Raw genomic sequence first — 25839 nt, forward strand, 5'->3', positions numbered from 1 at the left:
CGGCTATGAAATCATCACGCGCACCAGGCCGGGTCATGCCCGGCTTTGGCTTGTCGCTCGGGTTCACGATCTTTTATCTTGCCCTGATCGTGCTGATCCCGCTGTCGGCGGTGTTCCTCAAGACCTTCACCATGAGCTGGGAAGCGTTCTGGGCGGCCGTCACGTCCGAGCGTGTGATTGCCTCCTATAAACTCACCTTTGGCGCTTCGCTGATTGGCGCCAGCCTGAACGTGGTGTTCGGCGGCATCGTGGCCTGGGTGCTGGTGCGCTACCGCTTCCCGGGCAAGCGCTTCATCGACGCCTTGGTCGACCTGCCGTTCGCGCTGCCGACCGCCGTGGCCGGCATCACGCTGACCGCCCTGTATTCGCACAATGGCTGGATCGGCCAGTACCTGCAAACCCTCGGCATCAAGGTCGCCTTCACGCCGCTCGGCGTCGTCGTCGCGCTGACCTTCATCGGCCTGCCTTTTGTCGTGCGCACGGTGCAGCCGGTGCTAGAAGAGGCCGAGCGCGAGCTGGAAGAAGCGGCCGCCAGCCTGGGCGCGAGCCCGTTGCAGACTTTCTTCCGCGTGATCCTGCCGACGATCATTCCGGCCCTGCTGACCGGCTTCGCGCTGGCCTTTGCCCGCGCCACCGGCGAATACGGTTCGGTGATTTTCATCGCCGGCAACCTGCCGATGGTCTCTGAAATCACACCCCTCCTCATCATCACCAAACTGGAGCAGTATGACTATGCCGGCGCCACCGCGATCGCGGTCGTGATGCTGGTCTTCTCGTTCATCCTGCTCCTGACGATCAACCTGTTGCAGGCCTGGACCCGCAGAAGGGCAGGCAAGAAATGAGCGCTGTTTTAGATAAACCGATCGTCGCCGCGCCGCGCGCCGTGCGTCCGATGAAGACCAATGCCTTCGAGCCGAACTGGGTGCGCTGGACCCTGATCGCCATCGCGCTGGCCTTCCTGACCCTGTTCCTGTTCGTGCCCCTGGTCGCGGTGTTCGCCGAGGCCCTGAAACGCGGCTGGGAAACCTATGTCGAATCGATCGTCGATCCGGACGCGATTTCCGCCATCAAGCTGACCCTGATCGCGGCCGGCATCTCGGTGCCGCTGAACCTCGTGTTCGGCGTAGCCGCTGCCTGGGCGATCACCAAGCACGACTTCCGCGGCAAGAGCATCCTGCTGACCCTGATCGACCTGCCGTTCTCCGTTTCGCCGGTGATCGCGGGCCTGATCTATGTGCTGCTGTTCGGCGCCCAGGGCTGGTTCGGCGACTGGCTGATGGAGCACGACATCAAGATCCTGTTCGCGGTGCCCGGCATCGTGCTGGCGACCGTCTTCATTACCTTCCCGTTTGTCGCGCGCGAGCTGATCCCGCTGATGCAGCAGCAGGGCACCGAGGAAGAAGAAGCGGCGCTGGTGCTCGGGGCGTCGGGCTGGCAGACCTTCTGGCGCGTGACGCTTCCGAACATCAAGTGGGGCCTGCTGTACGGCGTCATCCTGTGCAATGCACGGGCGATGGGCGAATTCGGTGCGGTGTCGGTCGTCTCGGGCCACATCCGGGGCGAAACCAACACCATGCCGCTGCAGGTGGAAATCCTCTACAACGAATACAACTTCACGGCCGCGTTCGCGATCGCATCGCTGCTGGCGCTCCTCGCGCTGGTGACGCTGGCCATCAAGTCCTTTATCGAATGGCGCCTGCACCTCTCCATGGCTGCGGACGCCGGCACTACGGAGCGCATGCAATGACGATCGAAGTCCAACACATCCGCAAGCAGTTCGGCCAGTTCACGGCGCTCGACGACGTCTCGCTGCAATTTCCCAACGGGGAACTCACCGCCTTGCTCGGCCCTTCAGGCTGCGGCAAAACGACGCTCTTGCGCATCATCGCCGGCCTCGAGCATCCGGATTCCGGCTCGGTGCTGCTCGACGGCCAGGATGCCTCGCGCAGCCATGTACGCGAGCGCCAGGTCGGATTTGTGTTCCAGCATTACGCGCTGTTCAAGCACATGACCGTGTTCGAGAACGTCGCCTTCGGCCTGCGCGTGCGCCCGCGCAAGGAGCGTCCGAGCGAGCAGCAGATCCGTGACAAGGTGAAGCAGTTATTGGAGTTGGTGCAGCTCGACTGGATCGCCGACCGCTATCCGCCGCAGCTCTCCGGCGGCCAGCGCCAGCGCATTGCACTGGCCAGGGCCCTTGCCGTGGAGCCGCGCGTGCTGCTGCTCGACGAGCCGTTTGGCGCCTTGGACGCCAAGGTGCGCAAGGAATTGCGCCGCTGGCTGCGCCGCCTGCACGACGACCTGCACGTGACCTCGATCTTCGTCACCCACGACCAGGAAGAGGCGCTGGAAGTGGCCGACCAGGTGGTCGTCATGAACAAGGGCCGCGTCGAGCAGCTCGGCACGCCGGAGAGCGTGTATAACTCGCCCGCCTCGCCCTTCGTCTACAGCTTCCTCGGCAACGTGAACCTGTTCCACGGCCGTGTGCACGACGGCGTGCTGGCCAGCGGCGACGCGCTGTTCGACGCGCCGGGCCACGGCGCCGTGCAGAACGCCGACGGCATCGGCTACGTGCGCCCGCACGACCTCGAGGTCGAACGCTTTGCGGCCGGGGAGAAGGGCATCGCCGTCAAGCTGCGCCGTTCGCACGCGATCGGTCCGCTGGCCCAGCTCGACCTCGAGCGCCTCGACAACGCCCAGCTGATCGAAGCGGTGATCCCGAACGAGCGCTTCGCCCGCCTGGGGCTGAAAGACGGCGAGACGCTGCTGGTGCGTCCGCGCCAGATCCAGGTGTTCGTCGACGAGGGCGGCGGCATATGAACTTCCAGCAGCTGCGCTCGGTGCGCGAGGCAGCGCGCCGCAATTTCAATCTGACCGATGTCGCCACGGCCCTGTTCACCTCGCAGCCGGGCGTATCGCGCCAGATCCGCGAACTCGAGGACGAACTCGGCGTCGTCATCTTCGAGCGCAACGGCAAGCGCCTGACCGGGCTGACCGGGCCGGGCAAGGGCATCCTGAAAATCGTCGAGCGCCTGCTGGTGGAAGCGGAAAACCTGGCGCAGGCCAGCCAGGAATACGCAGGGCAGGACAGCGGCACGCTGACCGTGGCCGTGACCCACACCCAGGCGCGCTATGCGCTGCCGCAGGTGGTGCAGTCCTTCCGCAGCGCCTTCCCGGGCGTGCGCATCGCCCTGCAGCAGAGCGCACCGGAACACATCGCCGAATATGTGCTGTCGGGGCGGGCCGATATCGGCATCGCCACCGAGGGCCTGACGACCTTCCCGGATCTGGTCTCCTTCCCGTGCTACCGCTGGAGCCACGTGGTGGTGGCGCCGGAAGGGCATCCGCTCTTGAGCGGTGCGCCGCTGCGCCTGGAAGACCTCGCCGCCCATCCCCTGATCACCTATGACGTCGGTTATACGGGACGCAGCCATATCAATGACGCGTTCACCGCGGCCGGGATCACGCCCGACATCGTGTTGACCGCGATGGATTCGGACGTGATCAAGCAGTATGTGTCGCTGGGGATGGGCGTCGGGATCATCGCCTCGATGGCTTTCGATCATGGGCGCGACAAGGGGCTGCGCGCGGTCGAGGCCTCGCACCTGTTCGCGCCGAACGTGACGCGCCTGGCCGTGCGCCGCGGCGCGTATTTGCGGGCGTATGCCTACCACTTCATCGAGCGCTTTGCGCCGGGGTTCACGCGCTCGGATATCGAGCGGGCCTTGCAGGCGGAAGCAGGGTAGGTGCTTACTGCCCGGGATTCGTGATGCGCGCATGAATCGCATCGATCGCTGCCACCACCTCACCCGGCAACACGGTATCGAAGGCGTCGATATTCTCCTTCAGCTGTTCCATCGTGGTCGCGCCAATAATGGTCGAGCCCACGAACCAGCGCGAATAGCACCAGGCCAGCGCCATCTGCGCCGGGCTCAATCCATGCGAGCGCGCCAGCGCCGCATACTCGGCGGTCGCCGCCAGCACTTCCGGGCGTACATAACGCGGGCTCCAGCCGGCCGGGAAGATCGTCAATCGCCCGTGCGCCTTCGGATTGTCGAGGTATTTGCTTGTGAGCTGCCCAAAGGCGAGCGGGCTGTAGGCCAGCAGGCTGACTTCGCTGCGATAGCAGGTCTCGTCCAGCAGTGAGGTCTCGAAGGCGCGCGCCGTCAGGTTGTACAGGTTCTGGATGGTCGCGATGCGCGGCAGGCCGCGCGCCTCCGCCAGCTTGACGTACTCGCACACGCCCCAGCTGCTTTCGTTCGACACGCCGATGTGGCGGATTTTCCCGGCTTGCACCAGTTCGCCCAGGGCGCCCAGCGTCTCCTCGATCGGTACGCTCGCGCGTTCACGTTGCGGATCAAAACTGTTCGCCCCGAAGATCGGCAGGTTGCGGCTCGGCCAGTGGACCTGGTACAGGTCGATGTAGTCCGTCTGCAGGCGGCGCAGGCTGTCCTCGACCGCCGCGCGCAGGTTGGCCGCGTCGAGGTCGTGCGCGGCGCCGCGGATCCAGCTCATGTTCGGGTTCGGGCCGGCGATTTTCGAGGCGATGACGAGGTCGTCGCGGCGGCCGCGTTTTCTCAGCCAACTGCGGAGCCAGCTGCCGATGAAACGCTCGGTCGATCCCTGCGTCTCCGCGCGGCCCATCACGGGATACATCTCGGCCGTGTCGATGAAATTAATGCCGCGCTCGACCGCGTAGTCGAGCTGGCGGTGGGCGTCCGCCTCCGTGTTCTGCTCGCCGAAGGTCATCGTGCCCAGGCAGACCTTCGACACCTGCAAATCGGTGCGCCCCAGCTGTGTCCGTTGCATGCTTATGCCTTCAGTGCAGCGGCGCACTCGCGCACCAGCGAGGGGCCGCGGTAGATCAGGCCGCTGTAGAGCTGCACCAGCTGGGCGCCGGCCGCCATCTTTTCCTGCGCGTTGGCGCCTGACAGGATGCCGCCCACGCCGATGATCGGCAGGGCGTCGCCCAGTTCCTTCTTCAGGGCGCGGATCACGATGTTCGACAGGTCGAACACCGGCGCACCCGACACGCCGCCGGTTTCCCTGCCGTGGCGATGGCGCTCGACGTCGCGGCGGTTGAGGGTGGTATTGGTGGCGATCACGCCATCGATCTTGTGGCGCAGCAGCGCCGCCGCGATGTCCTTGATCTGCTCGCCATCGATGTCGGGCGCGATCTTCAGCGTCAGCGGCACATACCGGCCATATTCGTCTGCGAGCCGCGTCTGCTCTGCCTTCAGCGTTGAGAGCAGGGCGTCGAGTTCCGACGCGCCCTGCAGCTGGCGCAGGTTCTTCGTGTTCGGCGACGAGATGTTGACCGTCACATAGCTCGCGTACGGATACACCTTGCGCAGGCAGTGCAGGTAGTCCTCGGCGGCGCGCTCGATCGGCGTGTCGGCGTTCTTGCCGATGTTCAGGCCGAGCACGCCCTGGCGTTCCTGGTAAAAGCGGGAGGCCTTGACGTTGGCGACGAACTTGTCGATGCCGCCGTTGTTGAAGCCCATGCGGTTGATGATGCCCTGCGCGGCGGGGATGCGGAACATGCGCGGCTTCGGGTTGCCGGCCTGGGGGCGCGGGGTGACGGTGCCGATTTCGATCGAGCCGAAGCCGAGTGCGGCGAGGCCGTCGATATAGGCGCCATCCTTGTCGAGCCCGGCGGCGAGACCGACGGGGTTCGGGAAGGTAATGCCCATGACGACGCGCGGATCGGGCGCAGGCTTCTTGAATGCGCCGGTCATGCCGCGCGACGCGGCATTGCGCAGGGCCGGCAGGGTCAGATTGTGGGCCGTTTCGGCGGGCAGCGTGAACAGCAGCGGACGGGCAAGGGTATAGAGGATTTTGTCGGGCATGGAACGCTCTTGAATAGGGGGCGTGCCAATTGTACCGTGCGTGGCCCCGCCTATCTATCGAGGATGCCCCACACGCCGTTAATACGCGCCTCCAGCGGCCGGAAGTTGATCTTGTAGGCCATCTTCGGGCTCTGCTCGATCCAGTAACCGAGGTAGACGAAGGCCAGCCCCAGTTCGTGCGCCTGCTCGACCTGCCACATCACGTTATAGGTGCCGAAGGAGGCGCCCGCGACGTCGGGGTCGAAGAAGGTGTACACCGACGACAGTCCGTCGGAGAGCACGTCGATGATCGACACCATGCGCAAGGTGCCGTCCGGCTCGCGGAATTCGACGAGGCGCGTGTTGACCCGGCTTTGCAGCAGGAACTGGGCGTACTGGTCGCGGCTGTCCTGGTCCATGCCGCCGCCGACGTGGCGCGTGGTCTGGTAGCGCAGGTAGAGCGCGTAGTGCTCGTCCGAGAACGACAGGTTCGCGACCATGGCGGCCAGGTCGCTGTGCCGGTTCCAGGCGCGGCGCTGGGCGCGGTTGGGTGCGAACTCGTCGCAGCGCACGCGCACCGGGATGCAGGCCTGGCAACCGTCGCAATACGGGCGGTAGGTGAAGATGCCGCTGCGGCGGAAACCGTTCTTCACGAGCTCGGAATACACGTCGGCGTTGATCAGGTGCGAAGGGGTGGCGACCTGCGAGCGTGCCTGGCGTGCGTCGAGATAGCTGCACGGGTAGGGCGCGGTCGTGTAGAACTGCAGCGTCGAAAAGGGCAGGTCATTAAGATGCGTCATGCAAGACTCTCGGGACGACGTGATGGACCTATTTTAACGAAAGCGCGGGCGCGCACGGTTCGAAAAGTTTGCTAAACAGTTAACTGGAGGGCGGCGGGGAGGGTAGCGGCGCCACCACTTCCCAGGGGCCGATCGCCGGCTCCCGGATCGCGGTGCGCAGGTGCTGCAGGAACACGCTGCGTGGAATGGGCGCCGCGCCCAGCGAGGCCAGGTGCCCGGTCTCCTGCTGGCAGTCGACCATGCGCACGCCGTGCGAGCGCAGGAAGGCGACCAGGTAAGCCAGCGCGACCTTCGAGGCGTCGGAGACGCGCGCGAACATCGACTCGCCATAGAACATGCGGCCGATGCACACGCCATAGGCGCCGCCGACCAGTTCGCCCTCAAACCAGACTTCGGACGAGTGGGCATGGCCCATGGCGTGCAGGCCGGTGTAGCCATCAATAATTTCCTCGGAAATCCAGGTGCCCGGCCCGTCCTTGCGGGGCGCCGCGCAGGCGCGCATCACGCCTTCGAAATCGCTGTCGAAACGCACTTGCCAGCGCCCGTCGCCCGTACGGCTGCGCTCGATGCGGCGCAAGGTTTTTTTCAGGCTGTCGCTGACTTTGAAATCGTCGGTGTAGAGCACCATGCGCGGATCGGTGCTCCACCACAGGATGGGCTGGCCCTCGGAAAACCACGGGAAGATGCCGTGCTGGTAGGCCAGCAGCAGGCGCCGCGGGGACAGGTCGGCGCCGGCCGCGAGCAGGCCCGGCGCGTCGATCGTCAGCGCCTCGGATACGTCGGGAAACGGCGTATGTGCATCAAGCCAGGGGATCATGTGGGTATCGAAAGATCAGTCTGGTTCGCGTGGGGCGATCATTGGCCGGACAATGTCGTGACAGTGAACGCCGTACCCTTGTTTGTCATGGCTCTCGCGGATTTTGACGCGGTCGGCAAAGAACAGTTCCAGCGTCTTGCGGATGGTCGGGAAGGCGAGGTCGTCCCAGGGGATGTCCTGCTCGGTGAAGAGCTGCACTTCGAGGCTCTCTTCGCCCGGTGCGAAGTCGAGGTCGAGCAGGCGCGCCAGGTAGAACATGTGCACCTGGTGTACGTGGGCGACGTTGAGCAGCGTGAACAGCTTGCCGATCTCGATATGGGCGCCGGCTTCCTCTTCGGTCTCGCGCACCGCCGCTTCGCTGGTCGTTTCGCCGTTTTCCATGAAGCCGGCCGGCAGCGTCCAGTAGCCATGGCGCGGCTCGATCGCGCGCCGGCACAGCAGCACCTGCAGGGCGCCGTCGTTTTCCGGGTCTTCCCATACGGGAATGGAACCGATCACCATTTTCGGGTTCTGGTAATGAATCGTGCCGCATTGTATGCACACGTGACGCGGGCGGTTGTCGCCGTCGGGAATGGCCAGCGCGACCCCGTGGCCGCACTCGGAACAAAATTTCATAGGGAGTGGCGAAAATGAACGTATGCCTACTTTACACCCGATTTGCCCGGCTGTGACGCCACGCCAGCCGGGCAGGGGTGTTGTCCTGGCGTCATTGAATGCTCTAATCGACTACTGCCCGAGCATAAGGTTTGCCTAAACGGGCGCGAGCGCGTATAATTCATTTCACAGACGCGGGGTGGAGCAGTCTGGCAGCTCGTCGGGCTCATAACCCGAAGGTCACAGGTTCAAATCCTGTCCCCGCAACCAAATTCAGGTGTAAAAGCCTAAAGTAATATTAAAGCCGCCGATCCCTTGAAGGGTTCGGCGGCTTTTTCATTTGTGCCTCCGGTGTCACTTCGACGCACATCAAGCCGCGTTCGCTTTCAACGCACCTGCCGGGCTCGGCACTGTCGAACAAACAAGCTGCGATGCCAGGGAACCGTTCCCCGGCACGCCAAGGGTTCATAACTCTCGGGTGCAACCATGATTACTGTTGACGAAATCAACGAGGCTTGGGGCTGGGTAGGGTTAACGGCGGTGGAAGTACTGGGTATCAACGCCTTCGGCAACCTGATGATCCGCGATGCGGACGGCAGCTTCTGGCGGCTGCGTCCACAAGACCTTTCCTGCGAACCGGTCGCCGAAGACCGCGCCGCGCTCGATGCGCTCTCGTACAACCAGGACTTCCTGAACGACTGGTACATGCCGGAACTGGTCGATCTGGCCGAATCCACGCTCGGCCCGCTCGCCGAAGGCCGCAAGTATTGCCTGAAAATCCCGAGTGCGCTTGGCGGGCATTACGGAAGCGAAAACCTGGCGACCGTGCCGCTGTCGGAGCTGATCCGGTTTTCCGGGGAGGGGGCACAGCAGTTCCAGGGCATGCCGCGCTGGTGTTGATGCCCCGCAGAAGCGCTCAGTCGGGAAGCTGGTTGAGGCTGGCCCATAAATAGGCCGCCGCCATTGTCCGGTGCGGGCGGTAGGCGGCAAGCCAGGCTTCGGTGTCGGCGATGCCGGGTTTGTCCGCCATGCCGAGCAGGCGGCCGATGGCTGTGCGGATCGCCACATCCCCATGCAGCGAGCAGTCGGCATAGGCGTAGCCGCGCAACAGGGTGTAATTCACCGTCCACGGGCCAATGCCCTTGATGGCCAGCAGGGCCGCGGCCGCGCGTTCGGGATCGCCAAGCTGGCAGAGCGGCAGCTTGCCCTCCGCCGCGAGGCGGGCAACGCGCAGCAGGGTCTCGGCCTTGGCGCGCGAAAACTTGCGTGTCGTCAGGCTGTCCAGGTCGAGGCGGGCGACATCGGGTGCTTCCGGATAGCACAGCAGGCCGCTGCTGTGCCGCCGGCCGGCCTGTTCGATGAAGGTGCGGCGCAGGCTGATTGCGAACGGCAGGTTGATCTGCTGGCCGATGATGGCCCAGGTCAGGGCTTCGAAGACGGTGGCGGACTGCACGATGCGCAGGCCCGGCTGGCGCGCCACCTGCGGGCCGAAGACCGGGTCGTCCCGGACGAAGTCGGCAAAGGGGGCAGGATCGATGCGCAGGGCCAGCGTGCTGCGCAGGGCATCCATTGCCAGCGCAAGCGCAGGCTCGCCCAGTTCGCCATTGGCGTCGATGCGGCACAGTGCCTCGCTTGGCGTCAGCGTCACGTCCAGCAGGACCGGCACCCCTGCCAGCACGACCGCCTTGCGCAGACGCGCTTCACCCGTCCCCGCGGCCACCTGCTCCGACACCCCTTCGGCATCGCGCGCATGAAAGGCGAGCACGTCGTCGCTGCGATACAAGGCCGGCAGCGCCAGCGTCACGCTATGCGTGCTCATTATTTTCCCGCTCATTTTCCCGATACGGCGGCCGCAGTGCGCCCAAAGCGCGGCACGAAGCCGGTCACCAGCGCGGTGCCGACGAGCACGGTGGCGGAGCCGGCCAGCGTGTGCCAGCCGACCGTCTCACCCAGGAACAGGGCGCCCCACAGGATGCCGAACACGGGATTGAGGAAGGTGACGGTCAGGGCCGAGGTGGGGCCGACCTCGGCGATCAGGCGGAAATAAATCAGGTAAGCGATGCCGCTGCACACCACGCCGAGCGCGAGTACGGCCGCCCAGACACCGGGCGTCGGGCTCGCCGGCGCCGGGAAGAAGGGTATTGCGGGCAGCACGAACAGGGTTGCGGCCCACATCGTGCCATGCGCGTTGGCGAAGGGCTCGACGCTTTTCGCCGACTTGGCGTAGATGCTGGCGATGCCATAACACAGTGCCGCAGCGAGCGCGGCGGCAATGGCCAAGCCGGCGCCGGGGAGGGTCGAGACGTCGTCGAAGCCGACCAGCAGCGCCACGCCCGCCGTACCCAGCAGCAAGCCCAGGCCGGTGCGCGCGCTGATGGCCTGGCGCGCCCACAGCGCCCCGAGCAGCGCGCCCCACATCGGCGCCGTCGCGTTCAGCACCGACAGCACCGAGGCGGTCAGCGTGCGCGCGCCATACGCAAACAGCAGGAAGGGCAGGGCCGAGTTGAAGAAGCCCAGCATCAGGTAATGCTTCCAGTTGGCACGCAGGTCGAGGCGCTTGCGCAACACCAGCCCGACGGCAGCCAGGAACAGCGCCGCGAACAGCACCCGGTATTCAATCAGCACCGCCGGGCCGAGCACCGGGGCGCTGATGCGCATGAAGAGGAAGGAGCCGCCCCAGATGGCGGCAAGCAGCAAGAGGCGCAGGAAATTGGCTGTGGTCATGGTCGAGGCGTTGGAGTTGGCGCAGCGTAGCAGGCGGTGGCGGCCCGCGCCTCCCGCTTATTGCTTTATTGTTCGCTCATCAGCGAGCGCAGGATTCGAGCGTGGCCGGCTGCGGCGCGGCGGCGTGCGGCACCAGTAGCGCTGTCGGCACGCCATTCTTGGCGGCGGTCATTTCGGCGAGGATGGCGATGCCGATTTCGGACGGGGTCTTGCTGCCGATATACAGGCCGATCGGGCCATGCAGGCGGTCGAGCTGGGCCTCGCTCAGGTCGAACAGCTTCAGGCGCTCGCGGCGCTTCGCATTGTTCAGGCGCGAACCGATGGCGCCGACGTAGAACGCATCGGATTTCAAGGCTTCCATCAGCGCCAGGTCGTCGAGCTTGGGATCATGGGTGAGGGCGACGACGGCGCTGCGCGCGTCGAGCCGGGCATCCAACACCAGGTCGTCGGGCATCGCGTGCACGAGTTCGACACCGGGCAGGTTCCAGTCGGCGCGGTATTCCTCGCGCGGGTCGCACACGACCACGCGGTAATCCATGGCGCTGGCCACCTGCGCCAGGAAGCGCGACAGGGGCCCGGCACCGATGATGAACAATCGCCAGCGCGGGCCGTGGATGGTGTGGAGGGTGTCGTTCTCGAGGCGCAGTGTCGCGCCGGGGGCGGCAGGCGCCAGGGTGACGGCGCCGCTGGCCAGGTGCAGGCGGCGTTCGAGCAATTCACCCGCCGCCAGCCGCACCAGCAGTTCGCCGATGCCGCTGCCGGCATGCAGGGGCTCGATGGCGAGCTCGATGGTGCCGCCGCACGGCAGGCCGAAGCGGTGCGCATCGTCGGCGCTGATGCCGTAGCTGACGACCTGCGGCACCGCGTCCTCCGGGATGCCCCTGGCGCGCACGTTCTCGATCAGGTCGTCCTCGATGCAGCCGCCCGAGACCGACCCGACGACGCGCCCGTCGCCGCGCACCGCGAGCGTGGCGCCGATCGGGCGCGGGCTGGAACCCCAGGTCTTGATGACGGTAACGAGTTCACAACGGTGGCCAGCATCGAGCCAGGCGGCGGCGGTCTTGAGTACTTCGAGGTCGAGGCTGTCCATGAGGCGGGGGCGCGGCGGTGAGGAATGACAATGATACAAAAAAAGCCGGACGGACGTCGGCGGGGTGGGGCTAAACGTAGGGTGGACGGGTCTCCCGTCCACGCGTTCAAACCGTGCATGCGTCATTGCGGCCATACGCTGGACGCGTGGACGACAGAGCCTTCCACCCTACAAAAACCCTTTACGGCACCAGCGGCTTCTTCGCTGCCTGCTTCGCCTGCACATCGTCCACGGCCAGCTCGATGGCCGTCAGCCGCGCGGCGATCGCCGGGTGGTTCGCGGTATGGCCATTCGCCACCGTGACCGGCGTCGCCGCCGTGAAGCGTTTCCAGAACCCGGCAACGCCATCGATGTCGTAATCGGCGCGTGCCAGCAGGAAGACGGCGAGGCGGTCGGCCGCGGCGTCGAGGTTCGACGGCATAGCCTTGATGCCGGCGCTGCCGCCCATCATCGACAGGTCGGGGTTCGCTCGCAGCAGCAGGCTTTCGATCACGCTGTCGAGCGTGGCGGAATTGCGCTGCGCCTTCGGGTGCTCGAGCATGTTGTGCGCCATCGTGCGCGCCAGGACGTAGGCCAGTTCGGTGTCGCTCCTGGTGGCGGCGATCATGCCGCGGGTGAGCATGATGCGCGAGCCGTCGGCATAGGCGTTCACGTGGTCGGCGTTCCCCAGTTCGACCGCGAAGGCGCAGGCGCGGGTGACCGGGATCGAGAGGTCGCGCGGGCGGCCGTCGCGTTCGATGCTCAGGGGCAGCGTCGGCGAGGCGGCGATCAGGGGACCGAACACCGACCCCAGTTTGCTGGCTGCGCCCGGCCCGGTCGGCAGCGGCTTGCCGCCGGCCGCCACCAGGTCGTCGCCCAGGCGCAGCCCGGCCTTGGCGGCGCCGCTGCCGGCCAGTACGCTCGTGACCTGCAGCCGTTCGTCCATGCGGAACGCCACCTGCGCCGCTTCGCTGTACACGCCCGGATAGGAATAGCGGTTCTTTGCCGTGAAACCGAGCAGGTTGCGCGCCTGCTTCTTGCACAGCTCGGCATTGTCGATCAGCAGCGGCGCTGCGACGCGGTACAGGCGGTCCTGCAGCGCCGCCATCCTGGTCAGCGTGTCGGCTGCTGCCGCGACCTGGGGCGATATCTGCACGCCTTGCGGGACTTGCGGAGCGGCGCCCGGCATGCCGGGTTGGCGGATCGGGGCCTGCGTGCCGCAGGCGGTCAGGAAAATGGCGATGGATACTGCCAGCACTGCAGGGCGCAGGCGACGAATGCGGGTCATGGTCTTCCTCTGTTATTGTTTTCCGGTGCTGCCGAACCCTCCGACGCCCCGTTCACTCGATGCGAATTCCTCGACGATATTGAAGCCAACCTGCAGCACCGGCACGATCACCAGCTGCGCCAGCCGGTCGAGCGGCTGCAGGGTGAAGGCGGTATGGCCGCGGTTCCAGGTCGATACCATCAGTTGGCCCTGGTAATCGGAGTCGATCAAGCCTACCAGATTGCCGAGAACGATGCCGTTCTTATGGCCGAGTCCACTGCGCGGCAGGATCATCGCGGCATAGCCCGGATCGGCCACGTGGATGGCCAGGCCCGTCGGCACCAGCACGGTCTGGCCGGGTTCTAGGGTCAGCGGCGATTCGATGCAGGCGCGCAGGTCCAGGCCCGCGCTGCCGGGCGTGGCGTAGGCCGGCAGCAGTTCCTTCATGCGTGGATCGAGAATTTTGATATCAATGGTTTTCATGCGTGATGCTTTTTCCGGAACGGTGAATCGGTCAATCAGGTAACAGGTCAGGTAAGCAGGGAGCGCTGTTCCAGCCGCTTGCCGATTTCCGACACCAGCTGGCGCGCGAGGGTCAGCTTGTCGGCATGTGGCAGCACGGTGTGGCCGTGTTCGTCGAAGAGGACGATGGAGTTCGTGTCCTGCCCGAAGGTATGGTGGCCGATGTTGCCTACCAGCAGTGGAATGCCTTTTCGCTCGCGTTTCGCCGCGCCGTACTCGACCAGGTTTTCCGACTCGGCGGCAAAGCCGACGCAGTAGGGCCAGCCCGACAGTGACACGGTGCCGGCCACGGTGGCGAGAATATCCGGGTTCTGGACGAATTCGAGTTGCGGTGCGCCGCCGTCGTCCTGCTTTTTCAATTTCTGGTCGCTGGCATTGGCCACGCGCCAGTCGGCCACCGCCGCGACCGCCACGAAAACATGCTGGCCCGGCACGGCAGCCATGACCGCGTCATGCATTTGCGCGGCCGACAGCACATCAATGCGGCGCACGCCGTACGGGGTCGGCAGGGCGGTCGGGCCGGAGACCAGGGTCACCTCGGCGCCGGCTTCGCGGGCGGCACGCGCGAGCGCATAGCCCATCTTCCCGGACGACAGATTCGTGATGCCGCGTACCGGATCGATTGCCTCGAAAGTCGGGCCGGCCGTGATCAGGACGCGCTTGCCCGAGAGGATCTTGTGCTGGAACGAGGCGATCAGTTCCTCCAGCAGCTGCTCGGGCTCGAGCATTCGTCCCAGGCCCGTTTCACCGCAAGCCTGTTCGCCCGCGGCCGGGCCGAAGATCCTGACGCCGTCGCCAAGGAGCGTGGCGACGTTGCGCTGGGTAGCGGGGTTCTGCCACATCTCGACGTTCATCGCCGGGGCGACCAGCAGCGGCACGCCGTGCGGGCGCGCCAGGCACAGGGTCGAGAGCAGGTCGTCGCAGGCGCCGTGCGCCAGCTTGCGGATGAAGTCGGCCGAGCAGGGCGCCACCAGCACGGCATCGGCGCCGCGCGTGAGGTCGATGTGGGCCATGTTGTTGGGCATGCGCGGGTCCCACTGGTCGAGCCAGACGGTGTTGCCCGACAGGGCCTGCATCGTTACCGGGCCGATGAAATGGGTCGCGGCATCGGTCATCACCACGTGTACCGATGCCCCCTGCTTGATCAGGGCGCGGCACAGTTCGGCCGCCTTGTAGCAGGCCACGCCCCCGGACAGGCCGAGGACGATTTTTTTACCCTGAAGGTCCATGCTCATCGCAAACTCCTTATGAACGCCTGACAAGACCTCATGGCAGCGTTGCATTCGTCTCGCCGTACTAGCGTACTGTCTTCGACGATGTCGCTTCCCCCTTGGGGATTGCCGTGAGCTCTTGTCAGTCGTTCATGGTTGATTGTTTAATTCTTGTTCACGCGGCGCAGTTCATCCACGATGAACAGGAAAGCGCCGATGCTGATGCCGATGTCGGCCACGTTAAAGGCCGGGAAGTGGCCCCAGCCGCGCCAGTAAAAGTCGAGGAAGTCGACCACGTGGCCGTAGGCGATGCGGTCGATCACGTTGCCGACGGCGCCGCCAAGGATCAGCGCGAGCGCCCAGCAGAACAGGCGCTGGCCCGGATGGCGCTTGAGCATGTACAGCATGAAGCCGATGGCGACGACACCGATCGCCGTGAAGAACCAGCGCTGCCAGCCGCCCTGGTCGCCGAGGAAGGAAAACGCCGCGCCCGGGTTATACACCAGCACCAGGTTGAAGAAATCCGTCACCGGGCGCGTTTCACCGTAGGTGAAGAGCTTGTTGACCGTGATCTTGGTCAGCTGGTCGACCAGGATGATGATGAACGCGATGCCCAGCCACGGGGTCATGTCCGCGCTGGATTTGTGGACGGTGGAGATGCTGGATTTTTTCTTGGTTGCCATGGGACTGAATGTTAGATAAGGAAAACCGCCATGCCGCGTGGGCGGCATGGCGGCTGGCGGTAGAAATCGCTTGCACGATGTTCGTTACGCGAAGCGGCGTGCTTCGCCGGCGCCGAACAGGTTGCTCACGCAGCGCCCGCACAGGCCGGTGTGCTCGTGGTTGTGTCCGACGTCGCGGCGGTAGTGCCAGCAGCGCTCGCACTTCGGCGCTTCGGACGGCGTCACCTGCACCGCTTCCTCGCTCTCGTTGGCGGCCTGTTCGACCGTCGCCTGCGAAGTGATGAAGACGAATTTCAGGTCGTCGTCCAGGCTTGCCAGCAGCGCGTGCTTGGCACCAAAGGCCCGGATCGTCAGCTCGGCCTGCAGCGAGGAGCCGATCGCACCCGAGGCACGCAGTTCTTCGAGCTGCTTGGTCACGTCGGCGCGCACTTCGCGCAAGGCCGCGTACTTGGCCAGCAGTTGCTGCGCATCCGGCAGTTCCGGGAAGGCCCACAGCGTTTGCGTGAAGATGGTTTCGTCGCTTTTCGCATACGCTTCCTGGCCCGCGAACACGGCCCAGGCTTCCTCGGCGGTGAACGACAGCACCGGCGCCATCACGCGCAGCAGCGAGTGGGCGATGTGCCACAGCGCGGTCTGCGCCGAGCGGCGCGCGATCGACTCGACGCCACTGGTGTACAGGCGGTCCTTCAGGATGTCGAGGTAGAAGCCGCCCAGGTCTTCCGAGCAGTAGTTCTGCAGGCGCGCGACCACTGGATGGAATTCGTAGCGCTCGAAGTGCGCGGCGATGTCCTTTTGCAGCTCGGCCATCGACGCGATCGCGTAGCGGTCGATCTCGAACAGCTCGGCGACCGGAACCGCGTGCTGCGCCGGGTCGAAGTCCGAGGTATTGGCCAGCAGGAAGCGCAGCGTGTTGCGGATGCGGCGGTAGGATTCCGTGACGCGCTTCAGGATTTCTTCGCTGATCGACAGCTCGCTCGTGTAGTCGGTCGAGGCTACCCACAGGCGCAGGATGTCGGCGCCGAGCGTGTCGGAAATCTTTTGCGGCGCCATCGTGTTGCCGAGCGATTTACTCATTTTCTTGCCGTGCTCGTCGACCGTGAAGCCGTGGGTCAGCAGCGCCTTGTAGGGCGGCTCGCCGTTGAGCATCGACGAGGTCAGCAGCGACGAGTGGAACCAGCCGCGGTGCTGGTCCGAGCCTTCCAGGTAGAGGTCGGCCGGGAACTGCGACTGCTGCGCATGCGAGCCGCGCAGCACGGTCTGGTGCGTGGCGCCCGAATCGAACCAGACGTCGAGCGTGTCCTTGTTCTTTTCATAGATGTCGGCGTCATCGCCCAGCAGCGCGCGCACATCCAGGGTTTGCCAGGCGTCGATGCCGTTCTGCTCGATCAGCTCCGCCACCTGTTCCAGCAGCTCCGGGGTACGCGGGTGCAGGGCGCCCGTTTCCTTGTGGATGAAGAAGGCCATCGGCACACCCCACTGGCGCTGGCGCGACAGGGTCCAGTCCGGGCGGTTTTCGATCATGCCGTGCAGGCGCGCCTGGCCCCAGTCCGGGAAGAACCGGGTCTTGTCGATACCGGCCAGCGCCGTTTCGCGCAGGGTCGGGCCGCCATCCTTGGGAGTGAGGTCCATGCCGGCGAACCATTGACTGGTTGCGCGATAGACGATCGGGGTCTTGTGGCGCCAGCAGTGCATGTAGCTGTGGTCGAACATCTTGAGTTCGAACAGGGCGCCGGCAGCGGTCAGGGCCGCGCAGATCGGTTTCGAGGCTTCCCAGATCGTCAGGCCGCCGAACAGCGGCAGCGAGGACGCGAAGCGGCCGTCGCCCATCACCGGTTTCAGGATCTCGTCATCCTTCATGCCATGCGCCTTGCATGAGATAAAGTCTTCGAGGCCATAGGCAGGGGCCGAGTGGACCACGCCGGTGCCGCTTTCGGTCGTGACGTAGTCGGCCAGGTAGACCGGCGAAGTGCGGTCGTAGAATGGGTCGGCGGCGAACATCGGGTGCTTGAAGCGCATGCCTTCGAGCTTGTCGCCCGTGGTTGTGGCGATCACTTGCCCTTCCAGTTTAAAGCGCTGCAGGCAGGACTCGACCAGGTCCTGGGCCAGGATCAGGAGCAGGGGCTGGCCGTCGCGCTCCGCTTGCACGAGGGCGTAGGTCACTTCCGGATTAACGTTCAGCGCCTGGTTCGACGGGATCGTCCACGGCGTCGTGGTCCAGATCACGATGAAACCATTCATGGTTGGCAGCTGTGGCAGGCCAAAGGCAGCGGCCAGTTTCTCTTCTTCAGCAAACGGGAAGCCGACGTCGATCGCCGGATCGCGCTTGTCCTGGTACTCGACTTCCGCCTCGGCCAGGGCCGAACCGCAATCGAAGCACCAGTTGACGGGCTTCAGGCCGCGGTAGACGTAACCCTTGTCGAGCAGCTTGCCGAGGGCGCGCAGCTCGTCGGCCTCGTTACCGTAGGCCATCGTCATGTACGGGTTGTCCCATTCGCCAAGCACGCCCAGGCGGATGAAGCCGGCGCGCTGGCGGTCGATCTGCTCGAGCGCATAGGCGCGCGCCTTTTGCAGGACCTCGGCCGTCGGCAGGTTCTTGCCGTGCAGTTTTTCGATCTGGATTTCGATCGGCATGCCGTGGCAATCCCAGCCCGGCACATACGGCGCGTCGTAGCCGGCCATGGTGCGCGATTTCACAACCATGTCCTTCAGGATCTTGTTAACCGCGTGGCCCAGGTGGATGTCGCCGTTCGCATACGGAGGGCCGTCGTGCAGGATGAAGGTAGGACGGCCGGCAGCGGCCTTGCGGATACGCTCGTAGACCTTCTTGTCCTGCCACTGCTTGACCCAGCCCGGCTCGCGCTTGGCGAGGTCGCCACGCATCGGGAACGGGGTGTCGGTCATGTTGACTGGGTATTTGCTCTCAGGCTTCTTGCCGCCCTTCTGGGCCGGCGCATTCTGGACAGGTTTGCTGTTTTCGGACATATGCTTTATCAAGTAGGGATATTCAGGTGGCTGCTGGGTTGGCTAATCAGGAAGCTAACTCGGCAGCCGCGCAGGACGCTCGGTGGTCCTGCGTCAAATTCGGTCGGTGGCGGTGAGGGTGCCGGCGCGCGTGCCTGCCGCCACCCGGTCGCGCCGTGCGAACCAGGCGCGCGCCTGGTTCGCGTCGCGGTCGATCGCGGCGCTCAGGGTATCGAGGTCAACGTATTTCTCTTCGTCGCGCAGCTTTTCCAGGAACTCGACGCGGACCAGTTTCCCGTAGCAGGGAAGGTCGTAGTCGAACACGTGGACTTCGAGAAGCATGCGGCCCGCGTCTTCCACGGTCGGACGCACGCCAAGGCTGGCGACGGCCGGCAGCGGATGCTCCGCCAGGCCGTGCACCTGCACGACGAAAATGCCCTGCAGCGCGGGACGGTGCATGACGCGCAAATTCAGGGTGGGGAAGCCCAGCGTGCGGCCCAGTTTCTGGCCGTGGATCACGTGGCCGGAGATCGCATACGGATGGCCGAGCAGGGCGCCGGTCGCGTTCAGGTCGCCGGCGGCCAGCGTGGCGCGCACGGCCGACGACGAGATGCGCTGGTCGCCCTGGCGCACGGTCGGCAGCGTTTCAACCTGGAAGCCGTGGCGCTTGCCCGCTTCCACCAGCATCGCGATGTTGCCGGCGCGTTTGGCGCCGAAGCAGAAATCGTCGCCCACCATCAGCCATTTGACGTGCAGGCCGTCGACCAGGACGCGTTCGATGAAGTCCTGGGGCGTGATGGAGGCGAAATGTTCGTTGAAGTGTTCGACGATGACGCGGTCGATGCCGGCTTGGGCCAGGTCGCCCAGCTTGTCGCGCAGGTTGGCGATGCGCGCCGGTGCGCGGGAGAGGTCGCCGCTCACGCGGGCAAAGTACTCGCGCGGATGCGGCTCGAAGGTCATCACCGCCGCTTCCAGGCCCAGATGGTCGGCCGCTGCCCGGACGCGCGCCAGCAACGCCTGGTGTCCGCGATGGACACCGTCGAAGTTGCCGATCGTAAGCGCACAGGGAGCGCGCGCCGCATCGTTGGGAAGTCCGCGAAATACCTTCATTGGTGGTTCCAGAATGCCCGGCGAGTCAGGCCACGCAGCGCGTGGTCGACGATGCCTCGGGGCGAAACCTTGATTATACGGTAAAGGCTTGTTGCAATGCGGAGACGTAGGGTGGTCGGCTATACCCGGGGCAGATGAGTGCCCGCGACGTCGGCGCCGCCCACGCGTTCAACGCACGTGTGCATGCCGAAACGCTTAACGGCATCGGGCTAAAAAAAACGCCACCTGCGAACAGGTGGCGTTTCGATGTGCTGCAAGAGCGCGGGATCAGGCGAGTGGCTTGTTGATGGCCATGATCCAGTAGCGTGCCAGTTCGGCGGTACCTTCCTTGCCGCTGACACCGCGCAGGGTGGTGATCGCCTGCGACTTCTTGCCGGCCGCGGCGTAGGCTTCGCCCAGGCGCAGCTTGGCTTCGTCCGGGTAGCGCAGGCCGCCGGCCTTGATCGCCGATTCCATCAGCTTCAGACCTTTGTCAGCCTGGCCCGACTGCACCATGCTGTAGCCGAGGGCGACCAGGCCATCGTTGTCCTTGGCAGCCGTGTACTCGGCTTCCAGGGCGGCGATGTTCTTGTTCTGCTCGGCCAGGTTCTTCTCGGCCAGTGCCTTCAGGCGGGCGTGACGTTCTGCGTCAGGACCGGTGCCCAGGGCGCCGGCCTTGTAGCCCTTGTCGATCACCTTCAGCGCTTCGGCTGGGGCCTTGCCCTGCATCACGAGCTGGGCCATTTCCATGAACTCACTCGGCTTCTTCAGCAGGCCGTTGGCCAGCTTCAGGCGGTAGACGTCAACCGACAGGCGGCCGCTCGAGAAGCCAGGCTTGCTCTGCACGCGGTTGAGCAAGTCGTTCCAGTACTGGGCTTTCGGGTAGTTGGCCGCGAGCTTTTCGATGGTGTTGACGTAGCCGGCCTTGTCGTTCTTCTTGAGCTGGATGTTCGCCAGCATGCCAAGCATGTCTTCCGACATGCGGCCCGACTTCTCGGCGTTGCGCAGCTCGGTTTCCAGGGCTGCGATATTGCCCTGCTTGTAATAGTTCTGCAGCAGGTAGGCGCGCAGTTTCGGATCGTCGCCATTCTTGAGCTGGCGCTGGATGGCTTCGTTCGCCTTGTTCAGGTCGCCGCCGCGCATGTAGATGCCGATCAGGCCTTCCGAGAACTGGCTGCGCTCGCTGGCCGACAGCTTGCCCGAGGCGATCAGGGTTTCGAAGGCCTTGGCAGCCGTACCGTAGTCGCCGGCCGACGAAGCTGCCGCGGCGCGCACGCGCTCGATCAGGTAGCTCTCGTGCGCCGATTTGCCGGAGACATTGTCCGCTTCGCGCAGTTTTGCCAGGGCATCCTTGTGCTTGCCCTGTTTCATCAATGCCTGGGCAGCCTGCAGCGGCTTACCGACCTGGGCGCTCACGGTCTGCGCGTACGCAGGGGCCAGGCCAACGATCGGAGCTGCTGCGGTGAAGCCGAGGGCGGCCATTGCGAGGCCGAGGTGTGCGAGTCGGAATTTGATCATCGTGGAAAATCCTCTTTGAAAATGGACACGGCAGGGAAACCCTGCCGTGTTGGTCAAACCTGATGCGATTACTGGAACTGCTCGTTACCGACCATGCCAATCTTCGTGACGCCGAGACGCTGTGCAGTTGCCATGACGCCGGCAACCACCTTGTACTCGACCAGCTTGTTCGGACGCAGGTGCACTTCCGGCTGGTTCGGCTGGGCAGCGACTTCATTCATCTTCGCTTCCAGTGTCGGACGGTCAGGAACTGCGATGCCATCCCAGAGGATGGTACCGTCGAAGTCGACGTCGACCGTGTGCACACGCGGCTCTTCAGTTTTCGGCGGTGGGGTACCGACCGGCATGTTCAGATTGACCGAGTGGTTTTGCTTCGGAATCGTGATAATCAACATGATGATCAAGACCAACAGAACGTCGATCAAGGGTGTCATGTTCATTTCCATCATCGGTTCCGGATCGGCTGCCTTGGCGGAGCCTGAACCTACGTTCATACCCATGGTGTTTCCTTTCTAATGACTGGGGTGCAAGGTGCGGCGCCGGATCTGCATCCGGCGCCGCTGGCTTGTTTAGCCCCTGTCAGGCGGTTCGATCACGAAACCGACCTTTTGCACACCAGCACGTTGTGCCGTGTAAATCACCCGACCGATTGACTCGTAACGGGTGGCTTGGTCGCCACGCACTTTCACTGCAGGCTGCGGCACTTTCACCGACTGCTCCGCGAAGAACTTGAACAGCTCGTCCGTGTTCGCGATGCGTCGCTGGTTCCAGAACATTTCGCCGTCTTTATTAACGGTGATGTTGATGTCTTCCGGCGCGGTCTTGGTGACCTGGTTCGTTTCCGCCGGCAGAGCAACCTTTTGCAACTGCAGGACCACCGGGCTGGTGATCAGGAAGATGATCAGGAGAACCAACATGATGTCGACAAGCGGCGTCGTGTTGATCTCTGACATCACGGCATCATCATCTCCGCTTTCGGAGCCGACACTCATTGACATGATTTATCCAATCTTCTTAGCCGAGCCAGCAGCACGTGCGGCTTCCGAGGTGTTCATCGCGCCCGAGATCAGGACCGAGTGAACGTCGGCGCTGAACGAACGGACATCTTCCATTGCCGTCTTGTTGCGGCGAACCAGCCAGTTGTAACCGAGGACGGCAGGAACTGCAACGAACAGACCGAAGGCGGTCATGATCAGTGCTTCACCGACTGGGCCGGCGACTTTGTCGATCGATGCGTTACCCGACATGCCAATGGCGACCAGTGCGTTGTAGATGCCCCAAACGGTACCAAACAGACCGATGAACGGCGAGGTCGAACCAACGGTTGCCAGGAACGACAGGCCGTCTTGCAGGCGCGACTGAACCTTGTCTACCGAACGCTGGATCTGCATGGTCACCCAGGTCGACAGGTCGATCTGCTCGAGCAGGGCGCCATCGTGGTGCTGGGTTGCCTTGGTGCCGGTTTCAGCGATGAAGCGGAATGGCGAACCTTCTTTCAGCGTTGCCGAACCGGCAGCGATCGAGTTGGCTTTCCAGAACTTGGCTTGAGTCTCTTTCGACTGGCGCATGATCTTGGCCTGGTCGATCAGTTTCGTGATGATGATGTACCACGAACCCATCGACATCAGCGACAGAATGATGATGGTGCCCTTGTTGACGAAGTCGCCTTCTTCCCACATGGCCTGGAAGCCGTACGGGTTGTGCACTTCTTCGGTGGTCTCGCCAGCGGCAGCGGCAGCGGCCGGAGCGGCGCCTTCAGCTGCTGGAGCTGCTGCGTCAGCGGCCGGAGCGGCTGCTGCTGCGTCTGCCGGTGCAGCGGCGGCCGGTGCGGTTGCTGCCGGTGCGTCGGCAAAGGCTGGTGCCGAGACCAGGGCCGATGCCGCCGTCACCGAGAACAGGACTGCCGCCAGTACAGCGGACAAACGGGTATTCTTAAACATGCTTCCTCCAGAAATATAAAAATAGACAGTTCGCTGATCTAAAGACAACGAAAATCACAGTTGTGAGACGATCCTCTGTCTCGGTTATTGTTCCAGCGACCAGACGTACTGTACTGGGACCCATGCCTGTTCAGGCTGACCGTTGACCATTGCCGGTTTGAAGCGGCATTTGCCGATTGCAGCCTGCGCTGCGCGGTCCAGGTCACGCGATCCACTCGATTTCTGAATCTTGGAGTCGATCATCCGACCATCGACGCCAATCAGGAACGAAATCGTCGTCGTGCCTTCTTCTTCGTTACGTTGCGAGGCTTTCGGGTATTCCGGTTTCGCGCAGGTGCTGAAGTCGGCCACTGCCGCGGTGCGGCTCGGGCCTGCTGGTGCTGCCGGCGCCGGGGGGGCCGTCGGCGCCGGCGGTGCCGGAGGAGCCAGGCTGGTCGTCGGAGGCGGCGTGCTGGTCGCTGCCTGGATGACGTTCTGCGGTGGCGGCGGCTGCTGCACCTGCACCTCGACCGGCGGGATGAACGGAGGCGGCGGGGCCTTCATTTCCGGCGGTGGCGGCGGTGGAGGGGTCTCCGGCGGTGGCGGCGGCTTCACCTCTTCAATCAACTTCGTTTCCACTGCTTCCTGCACCTTCGTGATCACTTTTGTGCCGAGGCCATTAAGGATTCCCCAGCCGACCAAGAGGTGCAACAGGACCACAATGGTGATACCAGTGATATTCTTCCCCGGTTCCTTCTCATGTGAAAAATTCATGCCTGCTTTCTCCAATACCAACTCTTTTTGTTGCTACTAAACCCACAAAACACGACGAAAAGACAAGGCCGCATCCGGGACATCGGCGAATTATACCTACGAATTCTTTTTTGCACAGGTATTTTTGACTCATCAAAATGAGCGTAAATGCCTGTAAAAACAGGCCTTGTTGCTCATCCGGACGCACTCCCGCTGTGCAAAAAAGCGCAGGTTAATGGTGACTAAAATTACAACATTTCTGCTCGTTACTTGCGCACTGTAGAACATGTGGAGAGATGGCTGCTTTCGCCGAACAATACACGCCTAATTTTCTTACAGGCAAATATCATATAGTGCAATGCACGGCTTTGCGCAAACTATAGCCAGTTTCCGTAAAGACGAGCGTTCGGCAGCTAACACAAGCGGGGGGAGGGCGGGGCGAGGGGTATGCCGGGAGGTGATGTCAAGACAAAGTCTTGATATGGCTCAGTTCGGAGGGTGCTTCTGGGCATGGACCAGCTGCGGTCCATGCCGGGGGGAGGATCGATGACTTACCGGTGGTGGCGCTTCTCGCGGCGGCAGTCGAGGAAGCTGACCACGTGGCCGGAGGTGTCCACCGTTTCGAGCCGCACGTCGAAGCCCCACAGCCGGGCCACATGCTTGAGCACCTCGTGGGCCTGGGCGTTCAGGGGGCGGCGCTGGAACTGGGTATGGCGCAGCGTCAGCGCGCGGTCGTCGCGGGTATTGACCTGCCAGACCTGGATGTTCGGCTCGCGGTTGCCGATATTGTACTGCTCGGCGAGCTGCTGGCGCACGTAGCGGTAGCCCGCTTCATCGTGGATGGCCGAGATCGTCAGCTTGTCGCTGCGGTCGTCGTCCAGCACGGCGAAGAAGTGGAAGTCGCGGATCAGCTTGGGCGACAGGTATTGGGCGATGAAGCTTTCATCCTTGAAGTTGCGCATCGCAAAATCGAGGGTTTTCTTCCAGTCGCTGCCGGCGATGTCGGGGAACCAGGCACGGTCTTCCTCGGTGGGCTCTTCGCAGATGCGGCGGATGTCGCTCATCATGGCAAAGCCCAGTGCATATGGATTGATGCCGCTGTAATACGGGCTGGTCGCCGGCGGCTGGTAGACGACGTTGGTATGGCTTTGCAGGAATTCGAGCATGAAGCCGTCACCGACGATGCCCTCTTTATATAGTTCCTGGAGAATCGTGTAGTGCCAGAAGGTGGCCCAGCCTTCGTTCATCACCTGGGTCTGGCGCTGCGGATAAAAGTATTGCGAGATCTTGCGCGTGATGCGCACCAGTTCGCGCTGCCAGGGTTCGAGCAGCGGCGCGTACTTCTCGATGAAGTACAGCAGGTTTTCCTCGGGCTCGAGCGGAAAGCGCGGCAGCGGGGTGTTGCGCTCTTCTTCCTCGCGGCGCGGCACGGTGCGCCAGAGCGCGTTCACCTGCGACTGCGCATATTCCTCGCGTTCCTTCTGGCGCGCCGCCTCCTGCGCCACCGACAGCTTGGCCGGGCGCTTGTAGCGGTCGACCCCGTAATTCTGGATCGCGTGGCAGGAATCGAGCAGGTCTTCGACGGCGTCGATGCCGTAGCGCTGCTCGCACTCGGCGATATAGTTCTTGGCAAACACCATGTAGTCGACGATCGCCTCGGCGTCGGTCCAGGTGCGAAACAGGTAATTGCCCTTGAAGAAGGAGTTATGGCCATAGGCGGCGTGGGCGATGACCAGCGCCTGCATGGTCAGGCTGTTTTCTTCCATCAGGTAGGCGATGCAGGGATCGGAATTGATCACGATCTCGTAAGCCAGGCCCATCTGGCCGCGCTTGTAGCTTTTTTCGGTCGACAGGAAATGCTTGCCGAAAGACCAATGGTTATAGGACACCGGCATGCCGACCGAGGTATAGGCGTCCATCATCTGCTCGGCGGTGATGATCTCGAGCTGGTTGGGGTAAGTGTCGAGGCCGAATTTCCTGGCCACGCGGCGGATTTCCTCGTGCGCCTGCTCGATCAGGTCGAAAGTCCACTCCGACTGTTCGGGCAGTGCGCGCGGATTGGTGTGGTCGTCTGGCATGGCGTGCCT

General features: G+C 63.9%; 25 protein-coding genes and 1 tRNA gene. 6 read left to right on the top strand and 20 right to left on the bottom strand.

The window, feature by feature from the left end; translation table 11 throughout:
• The first annotated feature begins 5 nt into the window (after positions 1 to 5).
• The 4 genes from cysT to ACFPN5_RS17280 are packed head-to-tail and all read left to right on the top strand — an operon-like array spanning position 6 to position 3743.
• Complete coding sequence (gene cysT / locus ACFPN5_RS17265; RefSeq protein WP_379785013.1) at positions 6 to 842, top strand: sulfate ABC transporter permease subunit CysT; 837 nt, start codon at positions 6 to 8, stop codon at positions 840 to 842.
• 50 nt (positions 843 to 892) lie between these two features.
• On the top strand, positions 893 to 1747 hold the full coding sequence (gene cysW, locus ACFPN5_RS17270; protein ID WP_379785732.1) for a sulfate ABC transporter permease subunit CysW: 855 nt from the start codon (positions 893 to 895) through the stop codon (positions 1745 to 1747).
• Positions 1744 to 2817 (top strand): sulfate/molybdate ABC transporter ATP-binding protein, encoded by a 1074-nt coding sequence (locus tag ACFPN5_RS17275; protein WP_379785014.1) that lies wholly within the window; start codon positions 1744 to 1746, stop codon positions 2815 to 2817. Before cysW ends, ACFPN5_RS17275 begins: the two co-directional genes overlap by 4 nt.
• Positions 2814 to 3743: a CysB family HTH-type transcriptional regulator gene (locus tag ACFPN5_RS17280; RefSeq protein ID WP_379785015.1), complete on the top strand. Its 930-nt coding sequence runs from the start codon at positions 2814 to 2816 to the stop codon at positions 3741 to 3743. Before ACFPN5_RS17275 ends, ACFPN5_RS17280 begins: the two co-directional genes overlap by 4 nt.
• A 4-nt stretch (positions 3744 to 3747) precedes the next feature.
• Here ACFPN5_RS17280 and ACFPN5_RS17285 read toward each other — a convergent pair whose 3' ends face one another.
• The 5 genes from ACFPN5_RS17285 to ACFPN5_RS17305 all read right to left on the bottom strand — a co-directional run bounded on the left by ACFPN5_RS17285 (position 3748) and on the right by ACFPN5_RS17305 (position 8057).
• On the bottom strand, positions 3748 to 4806 hold the full coding sequence (locus tag ACFPN5_RS17285; RefSeq protein ID WP_379785016.1) for an aldo/keto reductase: 1059 nt from the start codon (positions 4804 to 4806) through the stop codon (positions 3748 to 3750).
• A 2-nt stretch (positions 4807 to 4808) separates the two neighbouring features.
• A complete protein-coding gene (locus ACFPN5_RS17290) occupies positions 4809 to 5846 on the bottom strand; it encodes a quinone-dependent dihydroorotate dehydrogenase (RefSeq protein WP_379785017.1) in 1038 nt (345 codons plus the stop codon).
• Between the two features lie 50 nt (positions 5847 to 5896).
• Entirely contained in the window at positions 5897 to 6625 is a 729-nt protein-coding gene (locus ACFPN5_RS17295) for an arginyltransferase (RefSeq protein ID WP_379785018.1), read from the bottom strand.
• Positions 6626 to 6704: 79 nt separating this feature from the next.
• A complete protein-coding gene (gene aat, locus ACFPN5_RS17300) occupies positions 6705 to 7442 on the bottom strand; it encodes a leucyl/phenylalanyl-tRNA--protein transferase (RefSeq protein ID WP_379785019.1) in 738 nt (245 codons plus the stop codon).
• Between the two features lie 15 nt (positions 7443 to 7457).
• Complete coding sequence (locus ACFPN5_RS17305) at positions 7458 to 8057, bottom strand: NUDIX hydrolase (protein WP_379785020.1); 600 nt, start codon at positions 8055 to 8057, stop codon at positions 7458 to 7460.
• A gap of 172 nt (positions 8058 to 8229) precedes the next feature.
• Between ACFPN5_RS17305 and ACFPN5_RS17310 the strand changes: the two genes are divergently transcribed.
• Positions 8230 to 8306 (top strand) — tRNA-Met (locus ACFPN5_RS17310).
• Between the two features lie 216 nt (positions 8307 to 8522).
• On the top strand, positions 8523 to 8936 hold the full coding sequence (locus ACFPN5_RS17315) for a T6SS immunity protein Tdi1 domain-containing protein (RefSeq protein ID WP_379785022.1): 414 nt from the start codon (positions 8523 to 8525) through the stop codon (positions 8934 to 8936).
• Between the two features lie 16 nt (positions 8937 to 8952).
• Here ACFPN5_RS17315 and ACFPN5_RS17320 read toward each other — a convergent pair whose 3' ends face one another.
• The 15 genes from ACFPN5_RS17320 to ACFPN5_RS17390 form a co-directional block, all read right to left on the bottom strand.
• A complete protein-coding gene (locus ACFPN5_RS17320; RefSeq protein WP_379785023.1) occupies positions 8953 to 9855 on the bottom strand; it encodes a DNA-3-methyladenine glycosylase family protein in 903 nt (300 codons plus the stop codon).
• A gap of 11 nt (positions 9856 to 9866) precedes the next feature.
• Positions 9867 to 10760: a DMT family transporter gene (locus ACFPN5_RS17325; protein ID WP_379785024.1), complete on the bottom strand. Its 894-nt coding sequence runs from the start codon at positions 10758 to 10760 to the stop codon at positions 9867 to 9869.
• A gap of 79 nt (positions 10761 to 10839) precedes the next feature.
• The gene (locus ACFPN5_RS17330; RefSeq protein ID WP_379785025.1) at positions 10840 to 11850 is read right to left on the bottom strand and encodes an XdhC family protein; all 1011 of its coding nucleotides are present in this window, start codon (positions 11848 to 11850) and stop codon (positions 10840 to 10842) included.
• Between the two features lie 181 nt (positions 11851 to 12031).
• Positions 12032 to 13117, bottom strand: a complete 1086-nt coding sequence (locus tag ACFPN5_RS17335) for a M48 family metalloprotease (RefSeq protein WP_379785026.1) — start codon at positions 13115 to 13117, stop codon at positions 12032 to 12034.
• Between the two features lie 12 nt (positions 13118 to 13129).
• Positions 13130 to 13579, bottom strand: a complete 450-nt coding sequence (dut, locus tag ACFPN5_RS17340) for a dUTP diphosphatase (RefSeq protein WP_379785027.1) — start codon at positions 13577 to 13579, stop codon at positions 13130 to 13132.
• 47 nt (positions 13580 to 13626) lie between these two features.
• The gene (gene coaBC / locus ACFPN5_RS17345; protein WP_379785733.1) at positions 13627 to 14847 is read right to left on the bottom strand and encodes a bifunctional phosphopantothenoylcysteine decarboxylase/phosphopantothenate--cysteine ligase CoaBC; all 1221 of its coding nucleotides are present in this window, start codon (positions 14845 to 14847) and stop codon (positions 13627 to 13629) included.
• A 146-nt stretch (positions 14848 to 14993) separates the two neighbouring features.
• Positions 14994 to 15512, bottom strand: a complete 519-nt coding sequence (gene lspA, locus ACFPN5_RS17350; protein WP_379785028.1) for a signal peptidase II — start codon at positions 15510 to 15512, stop codon at positions 14994 to 14996.
• Between the two features lie 84 nt (positions 15513 to 15596).
• The gene (gene ileS / locus ACFPN5_RS17355) at positions 15597 to 18494 is read right to left on the bottom strand and encodes an isoleucine--tRNA ligase (RefSeq protein ID WP_379785029.1); all 2898 of its coding nucleotides are present in this window, start codon (positions 18492 to 18494) and stop codon (positions 15597 to 15599) included.
• Between the two features lie 93 nt (positions 18495 to 18587).
• Entirely contained in the window at positions 18588 to 19583 is a 996-nt protein-coding gene (locus tag ACFPN5_RS17360; RefSeq protein ID WP_379785030.1) for a bifunctional riboflavin kinase/FAD synthetase, read from the bottom strand.
• 267 nt (positions 19584 to 19850) lie between these two features.
• Positions 19851 to 21080, bottom strand: a complete 1230-nt coding sequence (locus tag ACFPN5_RS17365) for a tetratricopeptide repeat protein (protein WP_379785031.1) — start codon at positions 21078 to 21080, stop codon at positions 19851 to 19853.
• Positions 21081 to 21148: 68 nt separating this feature from the next.
• Positions 21149 to 21580 (bottom strand): ExbD/TolR family protein, encoded by a 432-nt coding sequence (locus tag ACFPN5_RS17370; RefSeq protein ID WP_379785032.1) that lies wholly within the window; start codon positions 21578 to 21580, stop codon positions 21149 to 21151.
• A 69-nt stretch (positions 21581 to 21649) separates the two neighbouring features.
• The gene (locus tag ACFPN5_RS17375; RefSeq protein ID WP_379785033.1) at positions 21650 to 22078 is read right to left on the bottom strand and encodes an ExbD/TolR family protein; all 429 of its coding nucleotides are present in this window, start codon (positions 22076 to 22078) and stop codon (positions 21650 to 21652) included.
• 3 nt (positions 22079 to 22081) lie between these two features.
• Positions 22082 to 23020 (bottom strand): MotA/TolQ/ExbB proton channel family protein, encoded by a 939-nt coding sequence (locus ACFPN5_RS17380; RefSeq protein ID WP_379785034.1) that lies wholly within the window; start codon positions 23018 to 23020, stop codon positions 22082 to 22084.
• An 84-nt stretch (positions 23021 to 23104) separates the two neighbouring features.
• Positions 23105 to 23773, bottom strand: a complete 669-nt coding sequence (locus ACFPN5_RS17385) for an energy transducer TonB (protein ID WP_379785035.1) — start codon at positions 23771 to 23773, stop codon at positions 23105 to 23107.
• A gap of 530 nt (positions 23774 to 24303) precedes the next feature.
• Entirely contained in the window at positions 24304 to 25830 is a 1527-nt protein-coding gene (locus tag ACFPN5_RS17390; RefSeq protein ID WP_379785036.1) for a SpoVR family protein, read from the bottom strand.
• Positions 25831 to 25839: the final 9 nt, after the last annotated feature.

The organism is Massilia niabensis, assembly GCF_042655085.1.
GTDB classification, from domain to species: Bacteria; Pseudomonadota; Gammaproteobacteria; order Burkholderiales; family Burkholderiaceae_D; genus Telluria; species Telluria niabensis.

Bases quoted from the DNA above. Each gene is read 5' to 3' on its own strand.
- ACFPN5_RS17290 (WP_379785017.1), bottom strand. From the start codon at position 5,846: ATGCCCGACAAAATCCTCTATACCCTTGCCCGTCCGCTGCTGTTCACG.
- dut (WP_379785027.1), bottom strand. From the start codon at position 13,579: ATGAAAACCATTGATATCAAAATTCTCGATCCACGCATGAAGGAACTG.
- ileS (WP_379785029.1), bottom strand. From the start codon at position 18,494: ATGTCCGAAAACAGCAAACCTGTCCAGAATGCGCCGGCCCAGAAGGGC.
- coaBC (WP_379785733.1), bottom strand. From the start codon at position 14,847: ATGGACCTTCAGGGTAAAAAAATCGTCCTCGGCCTGTCCGGGGGCGTG.
- ACFPN5_RS17365 (WP_379785031.1), bottom strand. From the start codon at position 21,080: ATGATCAAATTCCGACTCGCACACCTCGGCCTCGCAATGGCCGCCCTC.
- ACFPN5_RS17380 (WP_379785034.1), bottom strand. From the start codon at position 23,020: ATGTTTAAGAATACCCGTTTGTCCGCTGTACTGGCGGCAGTCCTGTTC.
- ACFPN5_RS17275 (WP_379785014.1), top strand. From the start codon at position 1,744: ATGACGATCGAAGTCCAACACATCCGCAAGCAGTTCGGCCAGTTCACG.
- aat (WP_379785019.1), bottom strand. From the start codon at position 7,442: ATGATCCCCTGGCTTGATGCACATACGCCGTTTCCCGACGTATCCGAG.
- ACFPN5_RS17285 (WP_379785016.1), bottom strand. From the start codon at position 4,806: ATGCAACGGACACAGCTGGGGCGCACCGATTTGCAGGTGTCGAAGGTC.
- ACFPN5_RS17305 (WP_379785020.1), bottom strand. From the start codon at position 8,057: ATGAAATTTTGTTCCGAGTGCGGCCACGGGGTCGCGCTGGCCATTCCC.
- ACFPN5_RS17360 (WP_379785030.1), bottom strand. From the start codon at position 19,583: ATGAAGGTATTTCGCGGACTTCCCAACGATGCGGCGCGCGCTCCCTGT.
- lspA (WP_379785028.1), bottom strand. From the start codon at position 15,512: ATGGCAACCAAGAAAAAATCCAGCATCTCCACCGTCCACAAATCCAGC.
- ACFPN5_RS17335 (WP_379785026.1), bottom strand. From the start codon at position 13,117: ATGACCCGCATTCGTCGCCTGCGCCCTGCAGTGCTGGCAGTATCCATC.
- ACFPN5_RS17390 (WP_379785036.1), bottom strand. From the start codon at position 25,830: ATGCCAGACGACCACACCAATCCGCGCGCACTGCCCGAACAGTCGGAG.
- ACFPN5_RS17370 (WP_379785032.1), bottom strand. From the start codon at position 21,580: ATGGGTATGAACGTAGGTTCAGGCTCCGCCAAGGCAGCCGATCCGGAA.
- cysT (WP_379785013.1), top strand. From the start codon at position 6: ATGAAATCATCACGCGCACCAGGCCGGGTCATGCCCGGCTTTGGCTTG.
- ACFPN5_RS17280 (WP_379785015.1), top strand. From the start codon at position 2,814: ATGAACTTCCAGCAGCTGCGCTCGGTGCGCGAGGCAGCGCGCCGCAAT.
- ACFPN5_RS17295 (WP_379785018.1), bottom strand. From the start codon at position 6,625: ATGACGCATCTTAATGACCTGCCCTTTTCGACGCTGCAGTTCTACACG.
- ACFPN5_RS17330 (WP_379785025.1), bottom strand. From the start codon at position 11,850: ATGGACAGCCTCGACCTCGAAGTACTCAAGACCGCCGCCGCCTGGCTC.
- cysW (WP_379785732.1), top strand. From the start codon at position 893: ATGAAGACCAATGCCTTCGAGCCGAACTGGGTGCGCTGGACCCTGATC.
- ACFPN5_RS17325 (WP_379785024.1), bottom strand. From the start codon at position 10,760: ATGACCACAGCCAATTTCCTGCGCCTCTTGCTGCTTGCCGCCATCTGG.
- ACFPN5_RS17375 (WP_379785033.1), bottom strand. From the start codon at position 22,078: ATGTCAATGAGTGTCGGCTCCGAAAGCGGAGATGATGATGCCGTGATG.
- ACFPN5_RS17320 (WP_379785023.1), bottom strand. From the start codon at position 9,855: ATGAGCACGCATAGCGTGACGCTGGCGCTGCCGGCCTTGTATCGCAGC.
- ACFPN5_RS17315 (WP_379785022.1), top strand. From the start codon at position 8,523: ATGATTACTGTTGACGAAATCAACGAGGCTTGGGGCTGGGTAGGGTTA.
- ACFPN5_RS17385 (WP_379785035.1), bottom strand. From the start codon at position 23,773: ATGAATTTTTCACATGAGAAGGAACCGGGGAAGAATATCACTGGTATC.